General features: G+C 63.1%; 27 protein-coding genes. 21 read left to right on the top strand and 6 right to left on the bottom strand.

The window, feature by feature from the left end; all coding sequences use genetic code 11:
* Positions 1–90: 90 nt before the first annotated feature.
* Together QRM57_RS17635 and QRM57_RS17630 are read left to right on the top strand one after the other, a co-directional pair.
* The gene (locus tag QRM57_RS17635; protein ID WP_284987532.1) at positions 91–777 is read left to right on the top strand and encodes a helix-turn-helix domain-containing protein; all 687 of its coding nucleotides are present in this window, start codon (positions 91–93) and stop codon (positions 775–777) included.
* Positions 767–1489 (top strand): hypothetical protein, encoded by a 723-nt coding sequence (locus QRM57_RS17630; protein ID WP_284987531.1) that lies wholly within the window; start codon positions 767–769, stop codon positions 1487–1489. The genes QRM57_RS17635 and QRM57_RS17630 overlap by 11 nt, the downstream gene beginning before the upstream one ends.
* Positions 1490–1491: 2 nt before the next feature.
* Here QRM57_RS17630 and QRM57_RS17625 read toward each other — a convergent pair whose 3' ends face one another.
* Positions 1492–2136, bottom strand: coding sequence for a LysE family translocator (locus tag QRM57_RS17625; protein ID WP_284987530.1), 645 nt, complete (start codon positions 2134–2136; stop codon positions 1492–1494).
* A gap of 161 nt (positions 2137–2297) precedes the next feature.
* On the opposite strand from QRM57_RS17625, the gene QRM57_RS17620 reads away from it, so the two are divergent.
* Positions 2298–3710 carry an aldehyde dehydrogenase family protein gene (locus tag QRM57_RS17620; RefSeq protein ID WP_284987528.1) on the top strand — a complete coding sequence of 471 codons (1413 nt, stop codon included), beginning with the start codon at positions 2298–2300 and terminating at the stop codon, positions 3708–3710.
* A gap of 57 nt (positions 3711–3767) precedes the next feature.
* Here the strand turns inward: QRM57_RS17620 and QRM57_RS17615 are convergent, their stop codons facing one another.
* Complete coding sequence (locus QRM57_RS17615) at positions 3768–4403, bottom strand: flavin reductase family protein (protein ID WP_284987527.1); 636 nt, start codon at positions 4401–4403, stop codon at positions 3768–3770.
* A 66-nt stretch (positions 4404–4469) separates the two neighbouring features.
* Here QRM57_RS17615 and QRM57_RS17610 point away from each other — a divergent pair, with 66 nt between their 5' ends.
* The 4 genes from QRM57_RS17610 (at position 4470) to QRM57_RS17595 (ending at position 7000) form a co-directional block, all read left to right on the top strand.
* Complete coding sequence (locus QRM57_RS17610; RefSeq protein ID WP_284987526.1) at positions 4470–5195, top strand: ArsR/SmtB family transcription factor; 726 nt, start codon at positions 4470–4472, stop codon at positions 5193–5195.
* A 97-nt stretch (positions 5196–5292) separates the two neighbouring features.
* Complete coding sequence (locus QRM57_RS17605) at positions 5293–6150, top strand: prephenate dehydratase (protein ID WP_284987524.1); 858 nt, start codon at positions 5293–5295, stop codon at positions 6148–6150.
* A gap of 49 nt (positions 6151–6199) precedes the next feature.
* Positions 6200–6655, top strand: a complete 456-nt coding sequence (locus QRM57_RS17600; protein WP_235517806.1) for a prevent-host-death protein — start codon at positions 6200–6202, stop codon at positions 6653–6655.
* A 3-nt stretch (positions 6656–6658) separates the two neighbouring features.
* Positions 6659–7000, top strand: coding sequence for a hypothetical protein (locus QRM57_RS17595; protein ID WP_284987523.1), 342 nt, complete (start codon positions 6659–6661; stop codon positions 6998–7000).
* Between the two features lie 14 nt (positions 7001–7014).
* Here QRM57_RS17595 and trxB read toward each other — a convergent pair whose 3' ends face one another.
* Positions 7015–7992, bottom strand: coding sequence for a thioredoxin-disulfide reductase (trxB, locus tag QRM57_RS17590; RefSeq protein ID WP_257369414.1), 978 nt, complete (start codon positions 7990–7992; stop codon positions 7015–7017).
* Between the two features lie 185 nt (positions 7993–8177).
* Positions 8178–10343: an MMPL family transporter gene (locus QRM57_RS17585; RefSeq protein WP_284987522.1), complete on the bottom strand. Its 2166-nt coding sequence runs from the start codon at positions 10341–10343 to the stop codon at positions 8178–8180.
* A gap of 165 nt (positions 10344–10508) precedes the next feature.
* Between QRM57_RS17585 and QRM57_RS17580 the strand changes: the two genes are divergently transcribed.
* The 7 genes from QRM57_RS17580 (at position 10509) to QRM57_RS17550 (ending at position 16572) form a co-directional block, all read left to right on the top strand.
* On the top strand, positions 10509–11021 hold the full coding sequence (locus QRM57_RS17580; protein WP_284987521.1) for a MarR family winged helix-turn-helix transcriptional regulator: 513 nt from the start codon (positions 10509–10511) through the stop codon (positions 11019–11021).
* A 69-nt stretch (positions 11022–11090) separates the two neighbouring features.
* Positions 11091–11906: a methyltransferase domain-containing protein gene (locus QRM57_RS17575; protein ID WP_284987520.1), complete on the top strand. Its 816-nt coding sequence runs from the start codon at positions 11091–11093 to the stop codon at positions 11904–11906.
* A gap of 110 nt (positions 11907–12016) precedes the next feature.
* The gene (locus tag QRM57_RS17570; RefSeq protein ID WP_235517814.1) at positions 12017–12376 is read left to right on the top strand and encodes a YciI family protein; all 360 of its coding nucleotides are present in this window, start codon (positions 12017–12019) and stop codon (positions 12374–12376) included.
* Entirely contained in the window at positions 12377–13600 is a 1224-nt protein-coding gene (locus QRM57_RS17565) for an RNA polymerase sigma factor (protein WP_284987746.1), read from the top strand.
* 182 nt (positions 13601–13782) lie between these two features.
* Positions 13783–15111: a C40 family peptidase gene (locus QRM57_RS17560; RefSeq protein ID WP_284987519.1), complete on the top strand. Its 1329-nt coding sequence runs from the start codon at positions 13783–13785 to the stop codon at positions 15109–15111.
* Between the two features lie 87 nt (positions 15112–15198).
* Complete coding sequence (locus QRM57_RS17555) at positions 15199–15516, top strand: hypothetical protein (protein WP_284987518.1); 318 nt, start codon at positions 15199–15201, stop codon at positions 15514–15516.
* A gap of 72 nt (positions 15517–15588) precedes the next feature.
* Positions 15589–16572, top strand: coding sequence for an aldo/keto reductase (locus QRM57_RS17550; RefSeq protein WP_284987517.1), 984 nt, complete (start codon positions 15589–15591; stop codon positions 16570–16572).
* 26 nt (positions 16573–16598) lie between these two features.
* On the opposite strand, the gene QRM57_RS17545 is transcribed toward QRM57_RS17550, so the two are convergent.
* Entirely contained in the window at positions 16599–17690 is a 1092-nt protein-coding gene (locus tag QRM57_RS17545; RefSeq protein ID WP_284987516.1) for a DNA polymerase IV, read from the bottom strand.
* 154 nt (positions 17691–17844) lie between these two features.
* Here QRM57_RS17545 and QRM57_RS17540 point away from each other — a divergent pair, with 154 nt between their 5' ends.
* Positions 17845–18468: a LysE family transporter gene (locus QRM57_RS17540; RefSeq protein ID WP_284987515.1), complete on the top strand. Its 624-nt coding sequence runs from the start codon at positions 17845–17847 to the stop codon at positions 18466–18468.
* Positions 18469–18474: 6 nt separating this feature from the next.
* Here the strand turns inward: QRM57_RS17540 and QRM57_RS17535 are convergent, their stop codons facing one another.
* Complete coding sequence (locus tag QRM57_RS17535) at positions 18475–19509, bottom strand: LacI family DNA-binding transcriptional regulator (protein WP_284987514.1); 1035 nt, start codon at positions 19507–19509, stop codon at positions 18475–18477.
* Between the two features lie 174 nt (positions 19510–19683).
* On the opposite strand from QRM57_RS17535, the gene uriH reads away from it, so the two are divergent.
* The 6 genes from uriH to QRM57_RS17505 all read left to right on the top strand — a co-directional run bounded on the left by uriH (position 19684) and on the right by QRM57_RS17505 (position 25091).
* On the top strand, positions 19684–20721 hold the full coding sequence (gene uriH, locus QRM57_RS17530) for a uridine-preferring nucleoside hydrolase UriH (protein ID WP_257369720.1): 1038 nt from the start codon (positions 19684–19686) through the stop codon (positions 20719–20721).
* On the top strand, positions 20721–22163 hold the full coding sequence (gene uriT, locus QRM57_RS17525; RefSeq protein ID WP_284987513.1) for a uridine transporter UriT: 1443 nt from the start codon (positions 20721–20723) through the stop codon (positions 22161–22163). The genes uriH and uriT overlap by 1 nt, the downstream gene beginning before the upstream one ends.
* A complete protein-coding gene (locus QRM57_RS17520) occupies positions 22160–23134 on the top strand; it encodes a ribokinase (protein WP_284987512.1) in 975 nt (324 codons plus the stop codon). The genes uriT and QRM57_RS17520 overlap by 4 nt, the downstream gene beginning before the upstream one ends.
* Positions 23135–23259: 125 nt before the next feature.
* Complete coding sequence (locus QRM57_RS17515) at positions 23260–24126, top strand: AraC family transcriptional regulator (RefSeq protein WP_257369396.1); 867 nt, start codon at positions 23260–23262, stop codon at positions 24124–24126.
* 30 nt (positions 24127–24156) lie between these two features.
* Positions 24157–24651, top strand: coding sequence for a GNAT family N-acetyltransferase (locus tag QRM57_RS17510; RefSeq protein ID WP_257369394.1), 495 nt, complete (start codon positions 24157–24159; stop codon positions 24649–24651).
* A gap of 116 nt (positions 24652–24767) precedes the next feature.
* Positions 24768–25091 carry a hypothetical protein gene (locus QRM57_RS17505; RefSeq protein ID WP_257369393.1) on the top strand — a complete coding sequence of 108 codons (324 nt, stop codon included), beginning with the start codon at positions 24768–24770 and terminating at the stop codon, positions 25089–25091.
* Positions 25092–25105: the final 14 nt, after the last annotated feature.

Raw genomic sequence — 25105 nt, 5'->3', positions numbered from 1 at the left:
GTTCGCGACTCGGCATTCCCAGTGGAGGACCACAGGAAAACCTTGAGATCAGCTATTACATATTACTAGCGCAACCGATACCATTGTGTAATGGTACTCAGCATCCCCGACTTGGCGAAGCGCCTCCACGTCAACGAAAGCCGAGCGCGCCACCTCGTTCAATCCGGACGTATCCGAGGTCAACGGGTGGGCGGGCGTTGGATTGTTGAGGAAGTCGATGCTTCCCAATACCTGCCTGGCCGGCCTGCGGGACGCCCCCTGTCCGAACGCAGCGCCTGGCAACTCATGGCATGCTTCTGGGACGACAGCCAGAGCCGTCCCCTCCCGGAGTACCTGGCACCCTCACCCGTAGAACAGCACCGGTTGAAGGAACGCATCAGCCGACTGAGCGAATCCCCCGCTTCCCTGGAACTACTAGTGGCATGGTTGGCCAACCGGGCCGAAAAGCTTCAATTCTCTTCCAACCCGGCCGACCTTGCCGATCTTCGCGAGGACAAACGGATCCATCTTTCCGGAGTCTCGCACCCACGGTCTGGGCTGCTGGCCAATTCGGAGCTGGAGGCTTACGTGCAACGCGACGAACTAGAGGACATCGTCAAAGACTGGTTCCTTGTTGAGCCGTCCCCCGGCAAGAGACCCAATGTGGTGCTGCGGGCCGCCGAACGAATCCCGGATGAGCTCCCACCACTTGCGGTCGCGGTGGACTTGGCCGAACGGCGGGGTGCACGAGAACAGGAAGCCGCACGCGAAATGCTCAGGACAACCCATGCCCATTGAACTGCCGGCAATGCCCCGCGAGCAACAGGAGGCCTGGCAAGCGGTCTTTGAAATACATAGAGCAATGCCCCAAGGATGGGTCCTGGTAGGCGGCCAAGCCGTTTTCCTGCACGCCGTCGAGCGAGGTGCTCCGGCCGTGCGGGCTACTAAGGACGCGGACATGGCACTCGACATCCGGGCATTCCCAACGATGCTTCACGACTTCACGGAACTGCTGGTGCATCTCGGCTTCGAATCCCAAGGCGAATCCCTCGAGGGGTACCAACATCGATGGAAACGCGGAGATGCGCTGGTGGATGTCCTGATTCCTCGACACCTGGGGGAACGGGCGGAGAAGAGACGCGGAGTTACGGGTGGAACCACCATTGCTGCCCCGGCCAGCCAGCAAGCGCTTGACCGCTCCGAGACCGTCGAGGTTCTGGCAGGATTTGTGTCCGGCAGGGTCATCCGGCCAACCATCCTGGGCAGCCTGATAGGCAAAGCGGGAGCGCTGACCATCGTCAACGACCCCCTCTGGCGACGGCACGTAGATGATTTCCTGACCTTGGCCTCTGTTGTGCGCGCCTCGGACCTTCGCGGTATTACCTACAAACCTGCTGAACAGAACCACCTGGCGAACATGTTGGGCCGTCTGGCCAATGAACCAGAGCTCATGGATCAGGTGCCGGAATGTGCCGAGGGCGTGAAACGTCTTCGTCTCTCGCTGAATTAGCTTTAACTGCTGGCCCCCGACGCCACTACACCAACGCCCAGGCCGGCGATCACGCCGCTGCTGACACGCTCGACGGCGGTGCTCACCTTGGGGCGCTTCAGCCACCGCATGGCCTTGAAAGCGACCATCGCGATCATCGAGAGGTACGCGAAGGCAATGACGGCGACCACCACTCCCAGAATCAGGGAAGTGCCCATGGTGTCGCCGCCGTGCGGAATGAACTGCGGGACCACGGCCAAGTAGAAGAGCCCAACCTTGGGGTTGAGCAGCGTTGACAGCGCTCCGGCACCCAAAGCGGAAAGTCGGCTGTAAGGGAGGGGCGCATTCTCCGTTGCCCCGTCCATGGTCGCGGCTTTGGCGGCTTTCCGGGACTTGATGAATGAGGAGACGCCCAGGTACAGCAGGTACAAACCACCTGCGATCTTGAGCCAACGGAACAGTTCGGCCGACTGCTCCAGGAGTGCGGCCAGCCCGACGCCCACCAGGGCTGCCCAGACAATCGCGCCAGCCGCCGAACCCGCGGCGGCAGCAATCCCCGCACTGGGTCGGTTCAACGCAATCCGCAACACGAGGAACGTGTCAGGGCCTGGTGTCACGGACAAGACGAGGCAGAGGCCAGCGAAGGCCGCCAGGGAAGCAAGGGTCACAAGCTCGATTATCAGGGACGGGCGCCGTGAGGGAAAGCGTTCACTTCCCGTCAAGGGCTGTTCGTGCATAGACAAGGCCCATACCCGTGACGCCCACCACACTGGAAACATCGCCGCGTGCCTAACCGGCCGCCAAGACTTACTATCCGAGCGGAGTACCAATGGAGACTTACGACGCCCTGCTGGCATCGATCACACCAGCCCCCGGCCAGAACAGCCGCACCATCTTCGACCCGGCCACGGGTCAGGCGGTTGGCGAAGCCCCTGTTCACACCGTCGAAGACCTTCAAACTGCGATCGACGCCGCAGCAGCAGCGCAACCCGCATGGGCTGCCTTGGGTCACGACGCCAGATCCGCTGCGCTCCTGAAAGCAGCCGACGCCGTCGAACGGTCCGCCGAAGAACTCGCCCGACTGCTCTCCCGCGAGCAGGGGAAGCCGCTGAACGGCCCGAACGCGCGTTTCGAAGTCGGCGCCTGCGCGGCGTGGCTGCGCGCCACCGCCGCTACGCCGCTCGACCCGGAAACCGTGGTGGATGACGGCGAAACCCACGCCGAACTGCACTACCGGCCCATCGGCGTCGTGGGTGCCATTGGCCCGTGGAACTGGCCCATGATGATCACCGTCTGGCAGATCGCCCCGGCACTGCGCATGGGCAACGCCGTCGTGGTCAAACCCTCCGAGTACACACCGTTGTCCGTGCTGGCGCTGGCTGCCATCATCAACGAAGAGCTTCCTGAGGGGCTGCTCAGCGTGGTGTCCGGCGGCCGTGATGTCGGCGAAGCGTTGGCCTCGCATGACGCGATCGGCAAGGTCATGTTCACCGGTTCCACCGCCACGGGCAAGGCGATCATCCGTTCCTCGGCCGACACCGTCAAGCGCCTCACCTTGGAACTCGGCGGCAACGACGCCGGCATCGTCCTCCCCGATTCCGACCCGAAGGCAATAGCCGAGGGCCTTTTCTGGGGCGCGTTCATCAACACCGGCCAGACCTGCGCCGCGCTGAAGCGACTCTACGTCCACGAATCCCAGTACGAGGCCGTGTGCACGGAGCTCGCCGCCGTCGCTGCCGCCATGCCCATGGGTAACGGCTTGGATGAGAACAACGTCCTGGGTCCGCTGCAGAACCGCGCCCAATACGACATCGTGGCCCGGCTGGTTGAGGCCGCCCGCGACTCGGGCGCCCGCATCCTGGTGGGCGGCAACCCTGACGCTGACCAGCCCGGCAATTTCTACCCGACGACGTTGGTGGCGGACATCGACAACGACAACCCGCTGGTCGCGGAGGAACAGTTCGGCCCTGCCCTGCCCATCATCAAGTACAGCACCGTTGACGAGGCAGTCGCCAAGGCGAACGCGCTCGACGTCGGACTCGGCGCCTCGGTCTGGTCGTCCGACCTGGGCGCGGCCCGCGAAGTCGCCGCCCGTATCCAAGCCGGAACCGTGTGGATCAACAAGCACGGCGCCGTGGACCCCCGTGTCCCGTTTGGTGGCGCAAAGCAGTCCGGTTATGGCCTGGAGTTCGGCGCCGAAGGCCTGAAGGCCCTGGGCGTACCGCAGGTCATCAACGGCTGACATCTCCTTCCCAAACCAGGTAGCAGCTAACGCCCTTTGGACTTTCCCATAAGGGCGTTAGCTGCTGCCCAGTTGGGTTTTCGGGCGCCCTCCCGGGGTTTCGGAACGGTAGGAGAAGCCTTGCTCCGGGCCGAGCCCGAAATAGTGCCTGAAGTTGTAGATCAACGGTTCCCATTGCGTCGGATCGACGTGCTGGGTATTCGGCAGGACCAAGGATTCGCGCACGTGGATCTTCTCCACCTGGCATTCGACGACCGCAAATTCTCCTGCGCCTGATGGAGAGATTACTGTCGCACGGGCTTCAAGTTGAATGCCGCACTCCTGTACCCGCGGCGGACGAACACCAACCGAGCCTTGGCTGTTGAGTCGGGCGGCCGCGAACTTGTTGGCTTCGAAGGTAGTGCGGGCAGGTTTCGTCGGTGGCACCGGATACGCTCCTGTCAGCGAAGCAAGCCGCTCGACAGCCGGCCAAAGGTGGGGCTCGGGGTAGTTCAAGGTCAGCTCCGGGCGTGAGCGGAGGTTGCTGATGGTGTGCCCGTCCTCCCCTAACCCCAGGACAATGGTGCGGCCAAGCGCCCACGCGGAGGAGATAGGTGCGAGGTTAAAGGACATATCGGAATTCTCAGTGCAAACCAAGACCACGGGTGTGCCGAAGTAAAGGATCTTGGGGTCCAATTCAATATGCGGTGACATGGTTTAGAAGCGTAGGGCGCCAACGGTTCGGCACGGACCGAACTATGCAGGGCCAATAATGGACGCATGGCTACCGACGTTCTTCCGGCTGGAGAGGGGTTTGCTTCCCTCGCTGCACTCTTTGCTGACAGGACTCGTGCGACGTTCTGCCTGGCGCTCTTGGACCGGCGCGCATGGACCGCCTCTGAACTGGCAAACTACGCCCAGGTGCCGAAGTCTTCAGCCACCGAGCACCTCAACAAGCTCATCGGAGCAGGGATACTCACGGAGATACGCCAAGGCAGGCACCGTTACGTGCGGCTGGAAGATGCCCGGATCGCGGAGCTGATCGAGACCATGGCCAGCCACGTCGAGCCGGTTCCCAGCAATCGCCGCTCGTACACCTCCATCACTCGTGACCAAGCCCTAAGGCGGGCCCGCACCTGCTATGACCACCTTGCAGGTGACCTGGGGGTCAGTTTGATGAACGCCCTCGTCGCCAGGAACATCATCAATCTCGACTCCGGGGTACAGCTGACCCCCAAAGGTGAGCAGGATCTGGCGCGGGCCGGAATCTCAATCGAGAGACAAGGAACAAGACCGCTGATACGAACTTGCTTGGACTGGACCGGGCGCCAGTACCATGCGGCTGGGCTGGTGGGCGGGGCGATCTGCAGGCATGCCCTTGCCAGCGGATGGGTGCTTCCCACGCCTCAAAGCCGGGCCCTGAAGATCACTGACCTCGGCGTGATGGAAATGAAAAGGCACTTCGGGCTCGAACTAGCGCGGGGAGAACGGCGACTGCAAGGATGACCGCACCGCACCCGATCACGGCAACACCGGCCCATAGTCGGGTCACAGGGCGGACGCTTTTGCGCAGCCGCATACCCGTCGTGAAAGCATGAGCACCATGTCCCAGAAGATTGCGTACCAAGGCGAGCCCGGAGCCAACTCGGACCTCGCGTGCAAGGAAATGTTCCCCGAACTCGAAAGCGTTCCGTGTGCCAGCTTTGAGGACGCGTTTGAGCTCGTAGCCACCGGCGCGGTTGACCTTGCCATGATCCCGATCGAGAACTCCATCGCCGGCCGCGTAGCCGACATCCACGTTCTCCTCCCCCAGTCGAAGCTGCAGATCGTAGGCGAATACTTCCTGCCCATCCGCTTTGACCTCATGGGAATTCCGGGCAGCACCATTGAAGGCGCCACGGAGGTCCACAGTCACATCCACGCACTGGGACAATGCCGCCGGATCATCCGCGAAGCAGGCCTCAAGCCTGTGATCGCCGGCGACACGGCAGGTTCGGCGCGTGAAGTCAGGGACTGGAACGATCCCCGCAAACTGTCGTTGGCGCCGCCGCTTGCCGCCCAACTGTACGGCCTGGAGGTCCTGGCGTCCGGCGTCGAGGACGACCCCACCAACACCACCCGTTTCGTTGTCCTGGCACGGGAACGCGAGCTTCCCACCAGGGAAGAACTGCCGGGTCCGGCGATCACCAGCTTCGTCTTTCGCGTCCGCAACGTCCCGTCGGCTCTGTATAAGGCACTCGGCGGCTTCGCGACCAACGGCCTGAACATGACCCGTCTGGAAAGTTACATGGTGGGCGATGAGTTTGCCGCCACAATGTTCCTTTCCGACGTTGAAGGCCACCCCGAGGACGCACGCTTGAGGCGCGCGCTTGAGGAACTCGAATTCTTCACCACCGAAGTCCGGGTCCTGGGCGTCTACGCAGCCGACGGATACCGCGAACGGAACACGGTCAAGGCCTGAAAGGCAAGCCATCTTTCATTCAGAACACATTCTGAATACAATTGAGAGCATGAGCACCGCCACCACCTCAAGGACAACTTTCCAATCTTCTGAGCTCAGCAGGTCTTCCGCAGAGGTCTTTGCGGCCGCGGCGGATCACCCTGTCCGGGTCACCCGCCGAGATGGGGAGGCACTCGTATTGATGTCAGAAAGCGCAGATCAAGCTAGAGTTTCCCTCCTGGAGCTTGCAGCCCAACTCGTGGCTGTCTCAACCAGCACCGAGGGGACGCTGGCCGGCCGCATGAGCGACCGCTTCCCATGGATGCTGGCTCTAAGCAAAGCCGACCAGGAAACCTGTGCGAGCGGAATTTTGGCAGCTGCCCGGGCGTCGTTCGCTACGAACCAACCTCACCTGGCCATTGCCGAGCTGACTGCTTGGCGTGAGTCGGCAACGGCAATGGCAGCCGGTCTGGGCCGGGAACCCATTGAGTGGCTTGAAGAGCCCGAACCCGTAGAGCGTCCCTAGGGCATGGCGAAGGATCCAAAGGTTGAGCGCCCTATAAAAAAGACTGAATACGAACTTCGGTTCGCCTCTGTTCAAGCGAGACGCGGGTGGATAGATCTGCGAGCAACCACTCGTAATGCGCTGGCTGACTCATGGGACTTTCTCACGCGGACACCTCAACTCAGCACTCCAACCAATTACCCACTGCGTGGCGAGTTGGGGCTTGTCACCCACAACGGCTCGACGTATGAGCGCTGGCAGCACAAGCCAACGCTCAAGGGCAACGCCAGAATCTGGTTCTTCGTCGTGGAACAAGTGGTCTATCTGGAACAAGTGCACACTCACCACCCGAACGAAACCAAGTAACTGCCCAAGTCCACCTAGAAATGCGTCGGTTCCTCCACCAGCGCCGTCGCTATGCTGGCTGCGTCCTCCAAGGCGGCGAGATAGCGCTCAGCGTCCAACGCCGCAGCACATCCGGTTCCCGCAGCGGTGATGGCTTGGCGATAGCGATGGTCAACGGCATCACCGCAGGCGAAGACTCCTGAAAGGTTGGTGCACGTGGTGGGTGAGTCAACCTTGATGTAGCCTTCGGCGTCGAGCTCCACCTGGCCGGCCACCAGTTCCGTCCGCGGCAAGTGGCCGATCGCCACAAAGATGCCCGCCGCCGCCTGTTCGCGGGTTTCTCCGGTGCGGGTGTCCTTGAGCGTCACGCCTGTGACCTTTGTGTCTCCGTGGATTGCGGTGATGGCCGAGTTCCAGGCGAAGCTGATCTTCGGGTTATCTTTGGCACGCTGCGCCATGATCCGGGAAGCGCGAAGTTCACCTTTACGCACAACGACGGTCACTGACTTCCCGAACCGAGTCAGGAAGGTCGCTTCCTCCATGGCGGAATCACCGCCGCCCACCACGATGATGTCCTGTTCGCGGAAGAAGAATCCATCGCAGGTGGCACACCAGGAGACGCCGTGTCCGCTGAGCTTCTTCTCCTCGGGCAAGCCAAGTTCTTTGTACGCAGAGCCCGTGGCAAGGATGACGGCCGGTGCTTCGTGGGTTTCGCCGCCTCCGGTGACCACGCTCTTCAGGTGACCCTGCAGCGAGACCGAGGTGACGTCGTCGAACACTATGCGGGCCCCGAATTTTTCGGCCTGTTCCTGCAAGCCGTCCATGAGCTCGGGGCCCTGGATGCCGGCCGGGAAGCCGGGGAAGTTCTCCACCTCGGTGGTATTCATGAGCGCGCCGCCGGAAGTCACCGACCCGGCCAGGACCAGGGGTTTCAGACCGGCACGTGCAGCGTAGATGGCTGCCGTGTAACCGGCAGGACCGGACCCGATGATAATCAGTTGTTCGTTACTCATGGGAGACGCTCCTGGTGGTCGAGTTCAGCTGGCAGCGGGGATCAACGAGTCGATCAAAGTTTCAAATTGTGCACACAGACGAACAGTACGGACGCCTTTCGTTGCGGATCCTGGGCCACACAATCTCCTTAAGCTGAAGCGGGTACTTGTTCAAGTGCAACAAGTACCCGCCCGGCAATCAAGGCCTATCGGACAACCGATGCCTCACGTTCCTTCACCGAAGGTGGGGTGATACCGCGTCCCAGCTTGCTGGGCCACCAGATCTTGGCCCCGATGTCGTAGGCGAGTGCGGGCACCAGGAGCGAGCGGACCAGCACCGTATCCAGCAGCACCCCGAATGCCACGATGAACGCCAACTGCACCAGGAACATGATCGGGATGACTCCCAGGGCTGCGAACGTCGCGGCCAGCACCACGCCTGCGGAGGTGATGACGCCACCGGTTACGGCCAGGCCACGGAGGATACCGGGGCGGGTCCCGTGCTTCAGGGATTCCTCGCGGACCCTGCTCATCAGGAAGATGTTGTAGTCCACCCCCAACGCAACCAGGAACACGAATCCGAACAACGGCACGGTGGCATCAGCTCCGGAGAACTTGAAGATCCCGTTGAACACCCATGCAGAGACACCAAGGGCTGCCGCGTAAGAAAGCACCACGGAGAGCACCAAGAGTACTGGCGCCACCACGGATCGCAACAGGAGCATCAGGATGAACAGGATGACCACCAGGACCACCGGGATGATGACTACCAGGTCACGCTGCGCGGTGGTGTTGGTATCCAACGCAGTGGCCGTCACACCGCCCACCAGGGCTTGGGAGTCAACGTCCCGGACCTCGGTTCGCAGGGCCTTCACGGCGTTCTCTGCTTCGATCGAATCGGCCGCAGAGTTCAACGTGGCGTTGATCAGCACCCTGCCATCGCGGACTGCCGGTTCGGAGGGGGCGCCCGGAGCTCCGGTGATCGGCACGTTCCCGTCAGCCAGGAAGTAAGCGTCACCCACGCCGTCGGCCGCTTTGACCTTGTCCAGGACCTGCTGCGCGGCGCCCTGGGAGGCGACCACGACTGCGGGGCTGCCGCTGCCGGCGTCGAAATGGCGCGCCAGCGCGTCCTGGCCGTCCACAGCATCGGACTTGGCCAGGATGACGTCTGTTTGCGGGACGCCGTTGGCTTTGAGCTGCAGCACCCCGGCGGAGGCGACGAGCAGCAGGAGCACAGAGGCGATCCAAACCACCCGCGGGCGCTTGGAGACCAGGGTTCCAACACCCTTCCAGAGACCCTTTTGCCCCTCCAGGCCAGTAACAAGCTCGGGTTCGCGTTCGTCGTCGGGCAGTAGCTTGGGCCGGAAGGGCCAGAAAGCTGCACGTCCGAGCAGTGCCATAAGGGCCGGCAGGAGCGTGAGCGCGGCAAACAGGGAGCAGAGAATGCCGGCCGCAGCCACGGGCCCCAGCGCCTTGTTCGAGTTCAGGTCGGAGAAAAGCAGGCAGAGCAGGGCGATGATGACTGTGGCGCCCGAGGCGAGGATCGGCTCGAAAGATGCCTTCCACGCTGTGATGACGGCACGGGTGCGGTTGGTGGTGTGCGTCAGCGCTTCACGGAACCGTGCCACAAACAGCAGAGCGTAGTCGGTGGCTGCGCCGATCACCAGGATGGACAGGATGCCTTGGCTTTGTCCGTTGAGTTGGATCCAGCCGAGCTTGGCCATACCGAAGACCAGCAGGATCGCTGCGCACAGCGCGAACACCGACGTGAACAACACCGCCAGAGGCAGCACCACGGACCGGTAGACGAGCAACAGGATCACGAACACTGCCCCCAGGGCCACCAGCAACAGGATGCCGTCAATCCCGCCGAACGCATTCACAAGGTCCGCGGTCAGCCCGGCGGGCCCCGTAACGAACGCCTTCATGCCATCCGGAGCCCCCGGCTGAACCACGTCGCGCAGCTCCTTGACCTTTTCCCTTAGCTCGTCCGAGGACGCCATGGGGACAATGAACTGAACAGCCTTGCTGTCCTGCGACGGGATGGGGCCGACGACGGCGCTCCCCAGCTTGAGTGCGTCGATATCGCCTTTAAGTTTGGCTGCTTGAGCCAGCTGGGCGGGGGTGAAAGGAGCGTCGTTTTCAACGATGACCACTGCCGGGATCTCTTCCGAATCCCTGAACTTGGCCTGCCACTCACCGGCCTCGGTGGCTTCGGCGCCGGCAGGCAGGAAGGAGGCTTGGTCGTTGGAGGACACTTCACTGAGCCGGCCGAACGTCGGGCCGCCAATGCCGGCGATGCCCAGCCAAGTGATGACCAGCACGACGGGTACCAGCCATCTCAGCCAGAACGGTACTTTCTGCGCGTTCATGTGTCCTTCTCCTCCAGGGATGATCAAGGGCTTTATTCCATCATAGATTATCTCTATGATGGAACTATTCCAAGAGCGCCCATCAACTGATACCGGAATCTGTGGCAGCTGGGAGTAATATCCGGAAGGCAGTAAACAAGAGACAAACGCTGGCAGGAGGGCGCAATGTCTGACCCATCAGCTCCGCGCCATGACGCCGGCAGGCCCGAGAACGCGGCCCCGCAGGAACTTGTACGGCTCCTCCAGGACTTCACACTGGAAGCCAACCATTACGTCGATGCAGCTGGCGGACGCAACGACATGCACCGCACTGACCTGAATGCGCTCGCCGTGATCATGCGCCACTCCGCCGCGGGCCGGGTGGTCACCCCTGGCGTCCTGCGGACCGAGCTCCGGCTTAGTTCGCCTGCCACCACGGCATTGATCGACAGGCTCCATGCGTCCGGACACGTCGTCAGGGAACGGCTGGGCACTGACCGTCGGCAGGTCCAGCTCCATATGACGCCCAAGGCCTATCGCGACGGCAGCGCCATGTTCCTGCCGTTGGCCCTCCGAATGGGCAAGGCCATGGCCGCTTACAGTGCCGAGGAACTGGACCTTGTCAGCCGCTTCATGACGGACATGGTGGAAGCAACCATGGCTGCCCGCGAGGAAGCCAGCCACCCCCAATCCAACTAGCTCGCATTAGTCCGCGTTTTCAGCGCTCAAAACGCGAAATAATGCCACCCGGTTGGGTAGCGTTTGCCTATGAACGCGCAGCAGCCTGAAGATGTCTACACCCACGGGCACCACGAGTCGGTTGTCCGGGCCCACGCCTCACGGACGGTCGAGAATTCGGCGGCGTTCGTCATACCGCACCTCACGCCCGGCACGTCAGTGCTCGACGTCGGATGCGGCCCGGGGAGCATCACGTGCGATTTCGCCGGGCTGGTTGCGCCCGCCCAGGTGATCGGCCTCGACCGCTCTCCTGACATCGTTGCCCAGGCCACCGAACTTGCCGCGGAGCGTGGCGTGGACAACGTGAGCTTCCAGACCGGCAACATCTATGACCTCGATTTCGAGGATGAGAGCTTCGACCTCGTCCACGCCCACCAGGTCCTTCAGCACCTGACGGACCCGGTTGCGGCGCTTCGGGAGATGCGCAGGGTAGCCAAACCCGGAGCCATCGTCGCGGTTCGCGACGCCGATTTCCATGGCATGAGCTGGTACCCGGAAGTCCCCGAGCTCGACGACTGGATGGAGCTGTACCAGAAGATCGCGCGCCGCAACGGAGCAGAACCCGATGCCGGCCGCCGCCTGGTCTCCTGGGCCCAGCAGGCCGGATTCACCCAGGTGGCACCAACCAGCAGCAACTGGCTCTACGCCACCGCCCAGCAGCGCGCCTGGCAATCCCGGGTCTGGAGCGAACGTGTGCTGCACTCCGCTTTCGCTGAACAGGCTCTTGAATACGGCTTGGCAAACGAAGCCGATCTTGCCCGGATCGCCGCGGGCTGGCACCGGTGGGGTGCCACGGAGGATGGCTATTTCCTCATTCCCAACGGTGAGGTGATCGCCCGCGCATAAAAATCCGAAAGATTCCGGAAAAGTTTGTCGCACCATGTAGAAATGTCCACCGCGGTTCCGACCCATGGATGAAAGCACCCGCACCGGGTGCCGTTCATAAGGAGTTTGAGATGAAATACATGATCATGATGTTCGGGTCGGCTGAGGGCATGATGGAAACCGCCGACCCTGAGTGGATCCGGGAAATGATCGGGTTCATGATCCAGATCGACAAGGATCTGACCGAGTCCGGCGAACTGGTCTTCAACGCAGGCCTGACTGACGGAAGCACAGCCAAACTGGTCAAGCAGACACCCGACGGCGTGATCACCACGGACGGCCCCTACGCCGAATCCAAAGAGTCACTGGTGGGCTATTGGGTGATCGATGTTGCCAGCGAGGAACGCGCCGTGGAGATCTGTTCCAGCATTGTGAAGTACTCCCAGGTCGTGGAGCTCCGCGCCCTCGCCGATGGGCCGCCGGAGGTCTGACTGGGACTCCCACCGCACGAACGAATCGAGGACCTGCTGCGCACGCTGGCGCCGCAGGTCCTCGGCGTGCTGGCACGCAAGCACGGGCAGTTCGACGCCTGTGAGGACGCCGTCCAGGAAGCCCTGCTGGAAGCTTCGCTGAAGTGGCCTGCCGAGCTGCCACGCGAACCAAAAGCCTGGCTGATGGCTGTCGCCAACCGGCGCCTGGTGGATTTTTACCGAAGCGAAAGTGCACGGCGTTCCCGAGAGGAACATTTCAGTGCAATGAATACCCAGTCCACCTCAGTATCAGGGGCGGACGACACCCTGACCTTGATGTTCCTCTGCTGCCACCCGGCGCTCTCGGCTCCGTCGCAACTCGCCTTGACGCTGCGGGCAGTTGGAGGACTCACGACGGCGGAAATCGCCTCAGCTTTCCTTGTCCCCGAAGCCACCATGGGACAACGCATCAGCCGCGCAAAACAAGGGATCCAGAAGGCGGGAGCGACCTTCACCATGCCGCCGCCTGCCGAACAAAAGGCGAGGCTCGGCGTCGTACTTCACGTCCTGTACCTGATCTTCAACGAAGGCTACGCGGCCAGTTCCGGGGCCTCACTCCAGCGCGAAGACCTCACCACCGAGGCGATCCGGCTAACGCGGCTGCTGATGGCGGCCGTGCCTGATGACGGGGAAGTCGCCGGTTTACTGGCGCTGATGCTCCTCACGGATTCGCGTCGGAAGGCACGGACGCTGGCTGACGGGACTCCGGTGCCGCTGGCGGAGCAGGACCGGAGCCTGTGGAACCATCAACAGATCCAGGACGGTATTGCCCTCCTGAGTTCGGTCCTGGGCCGGACGCGTCCGGGCCCTTACCAGCTGCAGGCTGCGATCGCCGCGGTGCATGCCGAAGCCGCCACAGACGCCGCGACCGACTGGCCACAGATCCTGGCCCTGTATACGGTTCTGGAGAAGATGGCTCCCAGTCCCGTGGTGACCCTCAACCGTGCCGTTGCTGTGGCGATGGTGAAGGGCCCTGCAGCTGGACTCGCCCTGCTGGATGGTCTCGATTCGGCGCTGGGGAAATCCCACCGGCTTGATGTTGTTCGGGGACATCTTCATGAGCTGGCCGGAGACAGCACCGAAGCCCGGAACGCCTACCTCGCGGCGGCCGCCAAAGCCGGAAGCCTCCCGGAGCGGCGGTATCTGATGGGGAAGGTGGCAGGGCTGGAAACCGGCGGGGCTTGACCCGCGACACACCCGCAGTATCCGCCGAAATCACAACGTTGTGGTTTATGTTACTGGTGTGACTGCTGTTGCCAATGTGCAAGTGCTCACGTAACCTCAGGACTGCCGGGAGCATCTGAGGGGCCGCAGTCGTGCCTCCTCCAGAACCTCGCTCCCCCTGTCCCGTTTCGAGGTTTCTGTACATGGCTTTATCCCGATCCGCCCGCGGGGCCGCGGTGCTGTGCGCCGTCGTCGTACTCGCCGGGGCAGTGGTAACTCCCTCAGCGGCTGTACCCGCAACAACTGTGCCCCTCACTGTCCGGGCATCTCCGGAGGTGCCCTCGCCCGAGGAAATCGCGGCGGCCAAAGCCAGTGAAGCGGCGACGGCGGACCAGGTTGCCTCCATTGAGCGGATCCTCGCGGACGCAGCCGCTAACCAGCAGGCAGCCTCCACAGCTGCCATGCAGGCCAACAATGCCTACAGCGAGGCCCTGGTGGAGCTGCAGCAGAGGACCAAAACCGCCTCTACAGCCCGCGCCCAAGCCTCTGCCGCCCGGGAACAACAGGACAGGACGCGCAAACAAGTGGGGCAGATCGCCGGTGACCTGTACCGCAACGGTGGAGTGAATCCCGCACTCGTTACGCTGGCCGGCGGTAGTGAAAGCTTCCAGCAGGCCGCCACACTGGAGGCCCTCTCAGCCAGGCGAAACCGCGATCTCGAAGTTGCCATCGGTGCCGCCGCCGCATCCAAGTCCCTCTCTGCAGCTGCGGATGACGCCACCAAAGCCGCGGACGACGCGGCCAAGACAGCCGAACAGCGCAAAACGCAGGCTGAAGAGGCCAACGCGGCGCAGGTCAAGGTTGTGGCCGACGCGAAAGCGCAGCGGACCACTTTGGTGGACCAGTTGGCCCAGCTCCGCAACACCACTGTTGAGCTTGAGGCGGCCAGGGTGGATGCTCTGGACCGGCAGCGCGAAGAGGCACGGCTCGCGGCATTGACCGCCAGTGCCGACAAGGCAGAGCCGGATCAGGCAGCCCGGGATGAGGCAACGCCGCCGGACGCGCCTGGGCCCGCCGCACCGGCTCCGGCAGCCCCAGTCCAGGGTCCCGCCGCACCTCCGGCTCCTGCGCCCGCCCCGGCACCTGCGCCGCCATCGAGCGGGTCTTACGAAACAGCAATTTCCAGCGCCTTGGGTAAAGTTGGTTCGCCGTTCTACTACCAGTGGGGCGGTACCGGACCCTACGGATTTGACTGCTCAGGACTGGTGCAGGCCGCCTTCGGCACCGCCGGGATGCGACTACCGCGCACCGCCTCACAGCAGTATGCCGCAGCCCCGGTCCACGTCCCGCTGTCACAGGCGCGCCGTGGAGACCTCTTGGTATGGGGTTCGCCGTCCAACTTTTACCATGTGGCAATCTATCTGGGGAACGGGCAGGTAGTGCAGGCTTTGAACCCCCAGGAAGGCATCACGGTCTCGAACATCAGTTCAATGGTGGGTATGGAGCTCTACCCCTTCGCGGCCAGATACTAGGCACCGGCTCCCGGCTGCCGCAGACATCGGCCGTCCCATGCCTGGGTTTGTTCACCAAACCGCGGAAGGCTGCGGGATGATGAAGTCATGAGCAATCCGGACCCGGACCTCTGGGCAGAATTCGACAACCTCAAACCTGCCCGCCCCGATCCCATGGGCGGCCATCCAGACAACGAACCTGCGGGTTTCGGTTTCAGAACGGGTGTGCGCAGCGCGAAAGTCGCCCTCGGATTCGCCGTGTATGCCCTTGTTCTGGGAACCACGCTGGTAGTTACAGGCGCCGTAGTCTTCATCGCCCGGAGTCAGTGGCTGCTCCTGGGATTGATGGTGGTTGTGCAAGCTGCTTTCGTTTATGGGTTCATTCAGCTGGCCCGCCAAGCGCGCAATCGGCGTTCCCCGAGCTGAGGATCCCGGAGCGGCGGTGTCTTCAGGAAAAATGGCAGCGCTAACAAAGGAAGAACCCTTATAGTCGAACCCATGGAACAGCGCATACTTGGCAAGACCGGCCGATCCGTCTCGACAGTAGGGCTCGGCACCTGGCAACTCGGGGCGGACTGGGGAGACGTCAGCGAAGCGGATGCGGTTGCTGTGCTTGACGCTTCCGTAGACCACGGCGTCACATTCTTCGACACTGCCGACGTTTACGGCGATGGCCGCAGCGAGGAAATCATCGGAAAATTCCTCCGCGCCAACCCCGGTCTGGATATCACCGTGGCCACCAAGATGGGCCGCCGCGTGGACCAGGTGCCCGAAAACTACACACTCGAGAACTTCCGCGCATGGACAGACCGGTCGAGGCGCAACCTCCAACAGGACACACTGGAGCTCGTCCAACTCCACTGCCCGCCCACCGCCGTCTACAGCCGCGACGAAGTCTACGACGCACTGGACACGCTGGTCAGCGAAGGGGCCATCCGCAACTACGGGGTCAGCGTCGAACGGACAGACGAGGCCCTCGAAGCCATCAAGCGCGGGAACACCGCCTCCGTGCAGATCATCCTCAACGCCTTCCGCCTGAAGCCCCTCGATGAGGTGCTGCCCGCCGCGAAAGCGGCCAACGTGGGGATCATTGCCCGTGTTCCCCTGGCCTCAGGCCTGCTGTCCGGGAAGTACACGGCCGCAACTGAGTTCCCGGCTAACGATCACCGCAACTACAACCGCGACGGATCATCTTTCGATGTCGGCGAGACCTTCTCCGGTGTCGACTTCGAAACCGGCGTCAAAGCCGCCCAGGAGTTCAGTGCACTGGTTCCCGACGGCGTCACCACCTCCCAAGCGGCCCTCGCCTGGGTCGTGGCACAGGACGGCGTCACTTCCGTGATCCCCGGAGCGCGGTCCGCCGAGCAGGCCCGCGTCAACGCCGAGGCAGGAGAAATGCCGGTGGTCGGTGCGGGACTGGCCGACGGGGTGCGGGACATCTACGACCGCTACTTCCGCGAAGCGATTCACCCGCGCTGGTAGCCGCCGGGCCGCCGTCGGGCGTGGTTTCACCAACCACTCCTGGTGGGGGTGTGTCCCTTCCGGGCGTCGTCCGGCATGGCCATTTCGGCGCGCAATCCAAGGAGCCGTATGGGGCGGTCCGGTTCGATTTTTCCGGTGAGGTCCAAGGCTTGGGCCAGGACTTCGTCACGGCTGAAGGTTGCCGGAATTTTCCTTGCATAGGTCTTGGTGAAGAACGGCTTGTAACGGACTTTCAGCGTAAGACCCACCACAGGCCGGTCCTCGGCGGCAACATCCTCAAGGACTCGGGCGGTCAGCTCCTTGACGGCGGCGTCCACCTCGCCCGGCTCGGTGAGATCCTGCTGGAAGGTTGTCTCGCGGCCGTGGGCGCGGGCAACCCACGGGGTGTCGTCGACTTCGGTGGCACCTTCGCCGCGACCTAACTGCGCGTACCAAGGCCCCATCTTGGGGCCAAATTCCGGGACCAGCTCCTGCGGGTCGGCTGCGGCGAGTTGGTTCACCGTGGTGATGCCGTGCTTCGCGAGGCGCTGTGAGATTTTGCTTCCGACGCCCCACAAATCCTTGGTGGGCTTGTCCCCCATGACCTCCAGCCAGTTTTCCTTGGTCAGCCTGAACATCCCTGCCGGCTTGCCGAAGTCCGTGGCATTCTTTGCGCGGACCAGGGTGTCCCCGATGCCGATACTGCAGTGAAGCCGGGTCTGTTCCAGGACGGCTTTTTGGATCTGCCGTGCGTAAGCTTCGGGATCCTCCGTTGTGACGCCGACAAAAGCCTCGTCCCAGCCGAGCACCTGAACAGTTGCGCCCGGCTGCTCGCGCAGGGTCGCCATCACCACCTCTGAAGCCGCCAGGTAGGCCTCCTGGTCCACTGGCAGGATGATGGCGTCGGGGACTTTCCGGGCCGCAATCCGCAGGGGCATCCCGGAGCCAACACCGAAGGCCCTCGCTTCGTAGGATGCCGTGGACACCACAGCCCGCTCCGTGGGATCTCCCCTGCCGCCCACAATGACCGGTTTGCCCGCAAGTTCGGGCCGCCGCAGTACCTCGACCGCCGCAATGAACTGGTCCAGGTCAACGTGCAACACCCACGGAATTCCGCTCACGGGATCAGTCTGCCCCATGGCCGTGGGCCTTGGCTGTACCTTCACCACCTTCTTTGGGATCGGTTGCCGGTGAAATCAACCTTTTTCGGATGCATTCCCGCCACGGCGCGGCCAAAGAGGGTCAAGAAGCAACGCGTCCCAACCACTCCGTTCACCGGCATAAGCTGAGGTGGTGCAATTTTCTCTCTGGCTGGCCTTGGTTGGTGCCGGCACCCTGATCAGTTTCACTCCCGGCGCGGGTGCCATCTTCACCATGAGCAACTCGCTCAACTCCGGCTTCCGACGTTCCATTTGGGGCATCCTGGGCCAGCAGGTGGCATTGATCATCCACATCCTGATCGTTGCCCTCGGTGTTGGTGTCCTGGTCTCCAACTCCCCGGTCATCTTCAACGTCATCCGCTACGCGGGCGCGGCCTATCTGGTGTACCTCGGCATCCGGCAGTTCCTTCGGAAACCCGATCTGGACGAAGAACAGGTTGAGGACAAGAAGCACGAACCCGCACTATCCATGTTCCAGCGGGGCGTCTGGGTCAACCTGCTGAACCCGAAAGCCATTGTCTTCTTCCTGGCCTTCATGCCGCAGTTCATCCGTCCGGACCAGCCGTTGGTCCAGCAATACGTGGTGCTGACCGCCACAGTTTTGGCGATCGACATCATGGTGATGTGGTTCTTCTTCGCCCTGGCAGCGCGTTCATTCCAGCGTTTCACCCACGACCAACGTGGCCAGAAGGTCCTCAACCGCATTTTCGGTTGCTTGTTCGTGCTGGTGGGCATCCTGCTGGCAGTCATCCACTAGCCAGGATCAGCTGGAGACCGTAGAACCCCGCACTACCAGCGAGCTCTCCAAGGTCACATGCGGCTCGGACAACTCGAGGCCCTCCATGAGCCCGCGCAGCTGCTCCCCCGCTTTGCGTCCCAGCGGGGTCGCAGGCAGGTGGACACTGGTGAGGCTGGGGTTGCTGGTGGCCGAATAGGGCAAGTCATCAAAGCCGGCCACCGCCAGCTCATCGGGGATGCGAACCCCCTCTACCCGCGCCTCCTGCAGCAGTCCATAAGCATGCGTATCGGTCCCGCAGACGACGGCGGTCACCCCCTCACGCTGCCATCCCGGCCAGGCGTCGGCGAACGCGGCGGCGGCAGCACCGACGTCGATCGCTGTTCTGATGATGTGCTCCTGTGAGACGGAAAGGCCCAACGAGGCGGCTTCCTCCAGGAAAGCGTCCCGGCGCAGCTTGAACGTTTCCGTTCCGGTAATGCCGTCCACGTACGCTGCCCTCGTGTGCCCGGAGGCGGCCAAGTGCCGGGCAAGTTCGCGGGCACCCTGGGCAACGTCGAGGTTGACGGATGGTGCGAAACTTTCAAGTCCGGGCGCATCCAGGAGCACCAGGGGTCCGGCCGCTGAGAGATCTTCCAGGAATTCGGCACTGGGAGCGCCCACCAGCAGGCCAGCGGGGCGGAGGGCCAGCAATTTGCGCACGTCGGAGGCCTGTGGCGACTCCCCCGAATCTGCCACTGACAGCAGCAACTGGTATTCGGCACCCAGCGATTCCCGCACTCCTGCGATCACATTGGCGAAGAACGGGTTGGACACGTCCGGGGTCACCAGGATGACAATGGAGCTCACCCCGCGGGCCAGCGAACTGCCGATGCTGTCCACCACGTAACCAAGCTCGGAAATGGCGGTACGAACGCGGGAGATGTTGTCGTCTGACACGCGGCCCTGCGTCTTGCCGTTGGCCACCAGCGATACGGTCGCCGTGGAAACACCCGCCCGGGCGGCCACCATCGCGGCGGTCACTCGTGGCGCGCGGGCATGGCGCCGTTCCAGGGATTCCATGCATCGATCGTAGCGCTGTTATGCCGCCCTGACCTGCGAGAAGGCATCAAGCGCTTAACGCAGTGACCACAGCAATCACGTTAAGCGTTTGACGCGACACCCTTCGCAGTGCCAGAATCACCCCTGAATGCTTACCGCCCTGCCCCGGGCAAGTACCTGGCAGGCCCCAATGACGTGGAGAGAAACGTGGATCCCAACACCCGCAAGAAGATCATTCTTGACTGCGACCCTGGCCATGACGACGCTGTGGCAATGCTGCTGGCTCATGGCAACCCGGACATCGAACTGCTCGCAGTAACAACGGTGGTGGGCAACCAGACCCTCGAGAAGGTCACCCGCAACGCCCTTTCAGTGGCCACCATCGCGGGCATCACCGGCGTTCCCTTCGCTGCCGGCTGCGACCGTCCCTTGGTCCGCACCATTGAAACCGCACCCGCCATCCACGGCGATTCCGGCATGGATGGCCCCGAGCAGCCCCAGTCCGCCATTGAGCTGGACCCGCGCCACGCCGTCGACCTCATCATTGACACCGTCATGGCGCATGAGCCGGGCACGGTCACCCTGGTTCCCACGGCGGGCCTGACCAACATCGCCATGGCAGCCCGCAAGGAACCGCGCATTGTTGAACGCGTCAAGGAAGTCGTCCTCATGGGCGGCGGCTACCACGTGGGCAACTGGAGCGCCGTGGCGGAGTTCAACATCATCATCGACCCCGAGGCCGCACACATCGTGTTCAACGAAAAGTGGCCCGTAGTGATGGTGGGCCTGGACCTCACGCACCAGGCTCTGGCCACGGACGAAGTGGTGGAGCGCATCGCAAAGATCGGCACCAAGCCCGCCAAGTTCGTCATGGAGCTGATGGACTTCTTCCAGAAGACCTACAAGGATGCCCAGGGCTTCGACTTCCCGCCCGTCCACGACCCCTGCGCCGTGGCCTACGTCATCGATCCCTCCGTCATGACCACCCGCAAGGTCCCCGTGGACATCGAACTCCAAGGCAAGCTCACGCTCGGCATGACTGTTGCCGATTTCCGCGCCCCCGCGCCGGAAGACTGCCACACCTCGGTGGCCGTGGACCTGGACCACAAGAAGTTCTGGGATCTTGTCACCGATGCGATCGTCAGGATTGGCGAGCCAACGCTCGACGGCGGCGCTGACGCCACCACTGTTGACGCTACGGCCCAGGCCGTTCTGGCAGGAGAGGCAAAGTAATGTCCACCCTCGCCGAGACCAAGTCCACCCGCGGCAACGTCACCGCGCTCATGGTGGCCCTGCTGGCCGCCTGCGTTGCCTTCCAACTCAACGCCTCCATGCTCAGCCCCGCCCTGGTCACCATGGGCAACGAGCTCCAGACCGACCAAGCAACCATCGGGCTTTCCCAGACCTGGTTCTTCACCGCCGCAGCACTGTTCTCCCTCTTCCTCCCCCGGCTCAGCGACATCGTGGGACGCAAGAAGATCCTGGTGGGCATGATGCTCCTCATGGCCGTGGGCTCCGTCATCGCCGCCCTGGCCCCCGATGTCACGTGGCTGTTCGTAGGCCGCATCATCCAGGGTGTCAGCGGTCCCACGGTTCCGTTGTGCCTGATCATGCTCCGCTCTGCGGTCAGCAACCCGCGCAAATACGGCACCCTCATGGGCCTCATCACGGCGGTCAACGGCGGCGTGGCCGGTGTTGACTCCTTTGTTGGTGGCTACTTCGCTGAGAACTTCGGCTTCCGGAGCATCTTCTGGCTCATGGTGGCGCTGGCCGTCGTAGCGACCGCCCTGGTCGCAGTCCTGGCCGGTGAAAGCAAGCCTGCCGCGGGCACCACCATGGACTGGCTGGGCGTCTTCTTCATCGTGATCGCCGTGGGCGCGCTGCTGACGGCCCTGAACGAGGGCTCCAAGCTGGCCAGCCCTTTCGACTCCGGCACCCTCACCCTCGCGATCGTCCTCACGGTGATTGCCGCCGTCGCGTTCTACGCGTTCTGGACCGTTGAGAAGCGCGCCAAGCAGCCCATGGTGGAAACCGTGCACCTCCGCCAGCGTTCCACCTGGGCTCCGCTGCTGACCACCACGCTGACCATGACCGGTATCTTCGCGGTCATCAACGGCATCGTGCCCGCCTACGTTCAGGCAGCAGAGCCCGGTTTCGGCGTTGGCCCCACCGAGATGTCCCTGATGATCCTCACGCCCTACGCCCTCCTGGGGTGGGTCTTCGGTCCAATCAGCGGCCGCCTGGCACCGGTCCTCGGCTACACCAAGGTCCTGCGCATCGGCATGATCGGCAGCATCGTAGCCCTGGCCATCATCGCGTTCTTTGGCCTCAGCAGCCTGCCCCTGATGATCGTCGGAACCGCCTTGCTGGGCATCATGTACGCCGGTACGGTCAACATCATGCTCAATGGCCTTGGCGTTGTGCTCTCTCCCAAGGGAAACCCCGGATTCCTTCCCGGCATGAACGCGGGCGCCTTCAACCTCGGCGCCGGGTTGAGCTTCCTTGTACTCCCCGCCGTCTTGGTGGCTACGGCCTCATTGGGCGACGCGAAGGCGTCCTACCTGACTGTCATTATGGTGGGACTCGCCATTACCCTGGCGGCCTTCGCAGCGTCCCTGCTGATCCCCAAGCCCGTTGAAGCCGAGGTTTCGGCAGAGGAAGAGGTCACCGCATGAGCACCGCAGCCAACGCGCCCAAGGCTGGAATCGTCGTCGTCGGCTCCCTCAATGCGGACCTGACCATCTACACGGACCGGCTCCCCAAACCCGGCGAGACGGTTCACGGTAACGGATTCGCAGTCAATCCCGGCGGCAAAAGCGCCAACCAAGCGGTGGCTGCGAGCAAGCTCGGCGGCGACGTCAGCCTGATCGGCGCGGTAGGTGAGGACTCCAACGGCACTATGCTCCTGGATTCAACGGCCAGCGCCGGGGTGGACGTGTCCCGCGTCCGTCGGTCCGGGACAGCCACCGGCGTGGCCGTAATTTCGGTGGACAGCAGCGGCGAAAACAGCATCATCATCTCGGCTGGCGCCAACGGCACCCTGGCCCCTGCCGACGTCGAACCCGCTGCTTTCAGCGACGCCGCCGTCGTCTGCCTCTGCCTGGAGGTAGGCACGGACACCGTCGTTGCGGCGGCCCAAGCAGGGCACGACGCCGGCGCAACGGTTCTTCTGAACCTCTCGCCTTACGCTGAGGTGCCGGAGGAATTGGTGCGGTTGAGCGACGTCCTGCTGGTGAACGCCCACGAGGCCGCGCTGTTCTTGGGCAACGAGGCAGGCATCCCTTCCGCCGACGCGGACGCCGAAGCCTGGGAACCCGTCCGGAGCCGGTTTGCGGACCGCGGGATGCAGCGCGTTCTGGTGACGCTCGGCGCCCAAGGGTCTGTGGTGCTGGACTCGTCGGCTCGCGGCGAGGATCGGATCACCCGGATTGAGCCCACCCGCGTCACGGCCGTGGACACCACCGGTGCCGGAGACGCGTTCACCGGCGGAGTCGCCGCACGGTTGGCCGCGGGCGATTCCTTGGCCGATGCCGCAGCCTTCGCTTCCGTGGCCGCCGCTCTGGCTGCCACCAAGAAGGGAACGCAGGCCGCGTACCCGAGTGCCGCTGAGGTTGGGGAATTGCGGCAGCAGGCAGGCCTGGGCTGAGTGACCTGACCAGCGGGCCGCCGACCGGCGGCCGATGGCCGGTGGCCCGCTGGTGACGATTTCGGACCGCAATAGTAGGGTGCGGGGTACGCCGGCCGTGCAGACTTGAAACCGAAGGGGGGACCGTGATTCAAGCACTGAACCAACTGGTCGATTACATCGAGGGCCACCTCTCCGAGGAGATCGACATTGATGTTGTGGCGGTCAGCCTGGGCATGACGGAGTACCATCTCCGGCGGATGTTCTCGGCATTGGCCGGTCTGCCGCTCTCCGAGTACGTCCGACGACGCCGCATGACCGTGGCTGCAACGGATGTTCTGGGAGAAGACGGTCTGCTGGCGATCTCGGTGCGCTACGGTTACGGCTCGACCGAAGCCTTTAACCGGGCCTTCCGATCAGTACACGGCGTGGGCCCCGGCCATATACGCCGGAACGGCGGTCCCCTTCATACGCAACCGCAGCTCAGGTTCCACCTGACCGTTGAAGGGAACACCACCATGAAAACCCGCATCGTGGACCGGCCGGCATTCCGGCTGGCAGGCCATTCTGTTCGTGTGCCGCTTATCCACCACGGCCCCAACCCCCACATTCAGGCGCACATCGCCTCACTGCCAGTGGAAGAACACGCCCGGCTTAAGGACTTGAGCGGCACTGACCCTAAGGGCCTGCTCCAGGTGAGCGCCGACGTCGACCCCGACTACAAAGAGGGCAGCGACTTGACCTACCTTCACGGCGTCGCCGTCACCGAAACCGCAACGGTGCCCGAAGAACTTGACGTGATCAAGGTACCTGCAGGGACTTGGGCAGTGTTCCACGCTGAAGGGGCTTATCCGGAGGTCCTGCAATCCACCTGGGCCGCCACGACCACCGATTGGTTCCCATCCAATCCCTGGCGGCTGCGCCCCGGGCCCTCGATGGTGGCAATACTGGATCGCACCGCCGACTTCAGCGAAGCCACCTGCGAACTTTGGCTTCCGATCGAACGTTCCTAGTGCACACCGGGCCTTTGGCAGAATAAGGCCATGGGAACCGGATCAGGAATGCACACCGTCCGACCGGCGGATCTCCGTGGCCCGGACGCCGGGGCGGTGAGTCGGCTGGTCGAGGCCTATCTCATGCAGACTGAGCGCGAGAAGGCCGACCACTTGGGCGGCATCTTCGACGACGCGGCGCTCCCTGGACGCTACCGCGAGGAAGTCGACGCCCCAGAGCTGGCCTACCGGAATGGGGCTGTTTACCTCGCTGAACTCGACGATCTGCCGGTCGGAATCGTGGTGGTGCAGCAGAGTGCAGAGGCGCGCGAGGTCAAGCGGTTTTGGGTTGAACCCAGCGCGCGGGGACACCGGGTGGGCTCTGCCTTGATGGATGCCGCCATGAAACAGAGGGACCTTCCTATCCGCCTGACGGTCTGGGACTGGCGGGACGATGCAATACGCATGTACGCGAAACGTGGTTTCGCTCCCGTTCCATCTTGGGAAGACCGGCCACGCCTTCTGTGCATGGAGGCCGTCCTTTAGCGGCCTGCGGCTTCCGGCCAAAGCTGCGTCGGATTCAACCGCCGGCCCGCTTCCCGACTCTCGTTTCACGTCCCTTTGCTATAGGCTCTCCAAGTCATCGGGAACTTGGGGGAACCATGAATAAACGATCTAAATCTGCCATCGCGGCCTTGGCTATTGCGCCAATAATTGGACTCGGATTTGCGTGGGCTGTCCCTTCCTCACCCTCGCGGGCTGTGACCGCAGGGGCAGGCGAAAAAAGTCACCCGGAGTGCTACAACGCCACCAAGCTCAACGATCCAAATGACTTCTGCTACCAGACAATAGGTCCTTGGAACAGCACCAGGTCCTCAGACGAGGAAGTCCGTTCGCTCATGTCCCTTGAACGCATGGTTGAGTTCGGTTTGAAAGTCGAAGAGATCCAGCGGTACTACCCCGACTACACTCCGTCTTCCAAGTAGGACCGACGGCGCCG

It is taken from the genome of Arthrobacter sp. fls2-241-R2A-172 (genome assembly GCF_030208885.1).
GTDB lineage: Bacteria > Actinomycetota > Actinomycetes > Actinomycetales > Micrococcaceae > Arthrobacter.
This window is presented reverse-complemented; position numbering and strand designations above follow the sequence as displayed.

Bases quoted from the DNA above. Each gene is read 5' to 3' on its own strand.
- QRM57_RS17635 (WP_284987532.1), top strand. From the start codon at position 91: ATGGTACTCAGCATCCCCGACTTGGCGAAGCGCCTCCACGTCAACGAA.
- QRM57_RS17630 (WP_284987531.1), top strand. From the start codon at position 767: ATGCCCATTGAACTGCCGGCAATGCCCCGCGAGCAACAGGAGGCCTGG.
- QRM57_RS17620 (WP_284987528.1), top strand. From the start codon at position 2,298: ATGGAGACTTACGACGCCCTGCTGGCATCGATCACACCAGCCCCCGGC.
- QRM57_RS17615 (WP_284987527.1), bottom strand. From the start codon at position 4,403: ATGTCACCGCATATTGAATTGGACCCCAAGATCCTTTACTTCGGCACA.
- QRM57_RS17610 (WP_284987526.1), top strand. From the start codon at position 4,470: ATGGCTACCGACGTTCTTCCGGCTGGAGAGGGGTTTGCTTCCCTCGCT.
- QRM57_RS17605 (WP_284987524.1), top strand. From the start codon at position 5,293: ATGTCCCAGAAGATTGCGTACCAAGGCGAGCCCGGAGCCAACTCGGAC.
- QRM57_RS17600 (WP_235517806.1), top strand. From the start codon at position 6,200: ATGAGCACCGCCACCACCTCAAGGACAACTTTCCAATCTTCTGAGCTC.
- QRM57_RS17595 (WP_284987523.1), top strand. From the start codon at position 6,659: ATGGCGAAGGATCCAAAGGTTGAGCGCCCTATAAAAAAGACTGAATAC.
- trxB (WP_257369414.1), bottom strand. From the start codon at position 7,992: ATGAGTAACGAACAACTGATTATCATCGGGTCCGGTCCTGCCGGTTAC.
- QRM57_RS17585 (WP_284987522.1), bottom strand. From the start codon at position 10,343: ATGAACGCGCAGAAAGTACCGTTCTGGCTGAGATGGCTGGTACCCGTC.
- QRM57_RS17580 (WP_284987521.1), top strand. From the start codon at position 10,509: ATGTCTGACCCATCAGCTCCGCGCCATGACGCCGGCAGGCCCGAGAAC.
- QRM57_RS17575 (WP_284987520.1), top strand. From the start codon at position 11,091: ATGAACGCGCAGCAGCCTGAAGATGTCTACACCCACGGGCACCACGAG.
- QRM57_RS17570 (WP_235517814.1), top strand. From the start codon at position 12,017: ATGAAATACATGATCATGATGTTCGGGTCGGCTGAGGGCATGATGGAA.
- QRM57_RS17560 (WP_284987519.1), top strand. From the start codon at position 13,783: ATGGCTTTATCCCGATCCGCCCGCGGGGCCGCGGTGCTGTGCGCCGTC.
- QRM57_RS17555 (WP_284987518.1), top strand. From the start codon at position 15,199: ATGAGCAATCCGGACCCGGACCTCTGGGCAGAATTCGACAACCTCAAA.
- QRM57_RS17550 (WP_284987517.1), top strand. From the start codon at position 15,589: ATGGAACAGCGCATACTTGGCAAGACCGGCCGATCCGTCTCGACAGTA.
- QRM57_RS17545 (WP_284987516.1), bottom strand. From the start codon at position 17,690: ATGGGGCAGACTGATCCCGTGAGCGGAATTCCGTGGGTGTTGCACGTT.
- QRM57_RS17535 (WP_284987514.1), bottom strand. From the start codon at position 19,509: ATGGAATCCCTGGAACGGCGCCATGCCCGCGCGCCACGAGTGACCGCC.
- uriT (WP_284987513.1), top strand. From the start codon at position 20,721: ATGTCCACCCTCGCCGAGACCAAGTCCACCCGCGGCAACGTCACCGCG.
- QRM57_RS17520 (WP_284987512.1), top strand. From the start codon at position 22,160: ATGAGCACCGCAGCCAACGCGCCCAAGGCTGGAATCGTCGTCGTCGGC.
- QRM57_RS17510 (WP_257369394.1), top strand. From the start codon at position 24,157: ATGGGAACCGGATCAGGAATGCACACCGTCCGACCGGCGGATCTCCGT.
- QRM57_RS17505 (WP_257369393.1), top strand. From the start codon at position 24,768: ATGAATAAACGATCTAAATCTGCCATCGCGGCCTTGGCTATTGCGCCA.